Source organism: Dolichospermum sp. UHCC 0352 (genome assembly GCF_009711925.1).
Taxonomy (GTDB): Bacteria; Cyanobacteriota; Cyanobacteriia; order Cyanobacteriales; family Nostocaceae; genus Dolichospermum; species Dolichospermum lemmermannii.
Genome location: NZ_VIKY01000017.1, coordinates 1 through 2,535, shown reverse-complemented (window position 1 = coordinate 2,535; position 2,535 = coordinate 1). Strand labels below are relative to the sequence as shown.

2 protein-coding genes and 1 pseudogene are annotated in these 2,535 nt (G+C 39.2%); all 3 read left to right on the top strand.

Annotated elements, in window-relative coordinates; genetic code table 11:
• Positions 1-85 precede the first annotated feature (85 nt).
• On the top strand, positions 86-346 hold the full coding sequence (grxC, locus tag FJR06_RS01325; RefSeq protein WP_015081470.1) for a glutaredoxin 3: 261 nt from the start codon (positions 86-88) through the stop codon (positions 344-346).
• 127 nt (positions 347-473) lie between these two features.
• Positions 474-1,436 (top strand): glutathione synthase, encoded by a 963-nt coding sequence (gene gshB, locus FJR06_RS01320; protein ID WP_015081471.1) that lies wholly within the window; start codon positions 474-476, stop codon positions 1,434-1,436.
• Positions 1,437-1,643: 207 nt separating this feature from the next.
• Positions 1,644-2,535, top strand: a pseudogene (locus FJR06_RS01315) (RNA-guided endonuclease InsQ/TnpB family protein); the annotation flags it as partial.

Sequence of the window (2,535 nt, the reverse complement as noted above, 5' to 3'; positions counted from 1 at the left end):
GTAATTGGTAATTTAAAAAACTATTACCCATTACCACTAAACTTGAGTTTAAAATTAAGAAGTATTGCATTTCTTTGAAAATATTATGGCTGCAAAAGTAGAAATTTACATTTGGACTACTTGTCCGTTTTGTGTTCGTGCTAAAAGTCTACTGAAAAGTAAAAGTGTTGATTTTATCGAATATAATCTTGATGGAGACGAAATAGCCAGAGATAAAATGTCCCAAAGAGCTAATGGAAAACGCTCCTTACCACAAATTTTTATTAATGATATTCACATTGGTGGTTGTGACGATATCCATACTTTAGACCGTCAAGGTAAATTAGATCAGATGCTAGTTTCTTAAAATATTGTGGATCAGATCCCCGACTTCTTTGCTAAATTTTGCTCGAAGATGACTAAGTTCATTTCAGAAGTCGGGGATCTTTAAGATTCTTTAATATTAAAATTCGTAGATGAAAGAGGTATAAAGGATGAAACTAGCTTTTATTATTGATCCTATCCATCGGCTTGATCCATGTCATGATACCAGTGTTGCTTTGATGGAAGCAGCGCAAATTCTAGGACATGAAATTTGGATAACTCAGGCAAATTTGCTGAGTGTTATTGATGGCAAAGCCTGGGCTTCCTTGCAGCAGGTAGAACTCGTTCCCGTGGAGTTAGTAGAACGACGTTGGTTAGCAGTTAATTCTTGGTTTAAATTAAGTCCTAGCGCCTTTACTGCTTTAGAAACAATGGATGCCGTATTTATGCGGACAGATCCACCTGTTAATGATGCTTATCTCTATGCTACCTATATTCTCGATTATGTTGACCAAAATAAAACTTTGGTAATAAATGATCCGGCTGGGATTCGTAGCGCTAATGAGAAAATGTATGCTCTTCAGTTTAGCGAATGTATTCCCGAAACAATTGTCAGCGCTGACAAGCAAGTTATTCGCCAATTTGTCGCAGCTAAAGAAGCAACAATTCTCAAACCCTTGGGGAATAAAGCTGGGGAAGGCATTTTATTCTTACAATCAGGCGATCGCAATTTTAACTCCATTGTCGAACTTAGCACGCTCCAAGGTCAAGTTCCAGTTATGGTACAAAATTATTTACCCCAAGCCAAGGAGGGAGATAAACGGATTATCTTACTCAATGGTGAACCCATAGGTGCGCTAAATCGTCTTTCTAGTAGTAGTGATTTTCGTAATAATATGGCCACTGGTGGAACAGTGGCTCAAACCACCATTACCCCAAGAGAACAGGAAATTTGTAGCCATTTAGCCGCAAAACTCCGGCAAGATGGCTTAATTTTTGTTGGTATTGACGTAATTGGTGGCTACCTAACAGAAGTTAATGTCACAAGTCCCACAGGTATCCGGGAAATTGACCGTCTCGACGGGACTCACATAGCTCATCAGGTTATTCAATGGGTAGAAGCGAGTAAATAGGCAGGGAGCAGGGGAGAAATTTATTTACCAGAAAGACTGGGAAGTTTGAAAGCCCCTGAGTAAGCATTGCGTAGCAATGCCTTATGTGCTTTAGACAGGGGATGAAAAGCGACTCAGGTGGTTTTAACCACCGTCAAGATGTTGCCAGGCGCAATACATTTAGCCATCTTCAACCAACTATAGTAGTATAAGACATGAGGTGAAAGAATGCTAGTTTTTGAGTTTAAAGCTTATGGAAAGTCAGCGCAAATAAAAGCAATAGATGACGCGATTCGGACTGCACAGTTCATTCGTAATAGCTGCATTCGGCTATGGATGGATGTTCAAGGTATAGGTAAAAACGACTTGCAGAAATATTGTGCTGTACTGGCGGCTAATTTCCCTTTTGCTGATGAACTCAATTCAATGGCTAGACAATCTTCTGCTGAACGAGCATGGGCTGCTATCACTCGGTTTTATAATAATTGCAAGAAAAGCATTCCTGGTTTAAAGGGTTTTCCTCAGTTCCAGAAAGACTGTCGTTGGAGTCGAATACAAAACAAGTGGTTGGAAACTGGCTTCGGACCGCAAGTTTATCACTTTCACCGATAAAAAAGGGATTGGGCGATTAAAACTTAAAGGAACTCGTGATCTGCATTTTTACCAAATTAACCAAATTAAACGGGTAAGATTGGTAAAACGTGCGGACGGTATTTATGTTCAATTTTGTATTAATGTCAACCGTCAAGAAGATATAGCACTATCAGGAAATACAATTGGGTTGGATGTAGGTTTGAAAGAATACTACACTGATTCTGAGGGCGTAATGATTGAGAATCCCAAATTTCTCCGTATTGGAGAAAAGGTTCTTAAACGTTCGCAACGTCGTGTTTCCAGAAAGGTAAAAGGTTCAAAAAATCGGGGCAAAGCTAGACAAATTTTAGGAAAACGCCATCTCAAAATAAGTAGGCAACGTAAAGACCATGCTGTGAAGTTAGCACGGTGCGTAGTTCAGTCTAACGACTTGATAGCTTATGAAGATTTGAGGATTAAGAATTTGGTGAAAAATCATTGTTTAGCTAAGTCAATAAACGACGCATCTTGGTATCAGTTTCGTGTC

Excerpts from the sequence above, each read along its gene's own strand:
- grxC (WP_015081470.1), top strand. The coding sequence starts at position 86 with ATGGCTGCAAAAGTAGAAATTTACATTTGGACTACTTGTCCGTTTTGT.
- gshB (WP_015081471.1), top strand. The coding sequence starts at position 474 with ATGAAACTAGCTTTTATTATTGATCCTATCCATCGGCTTGATCCATGT.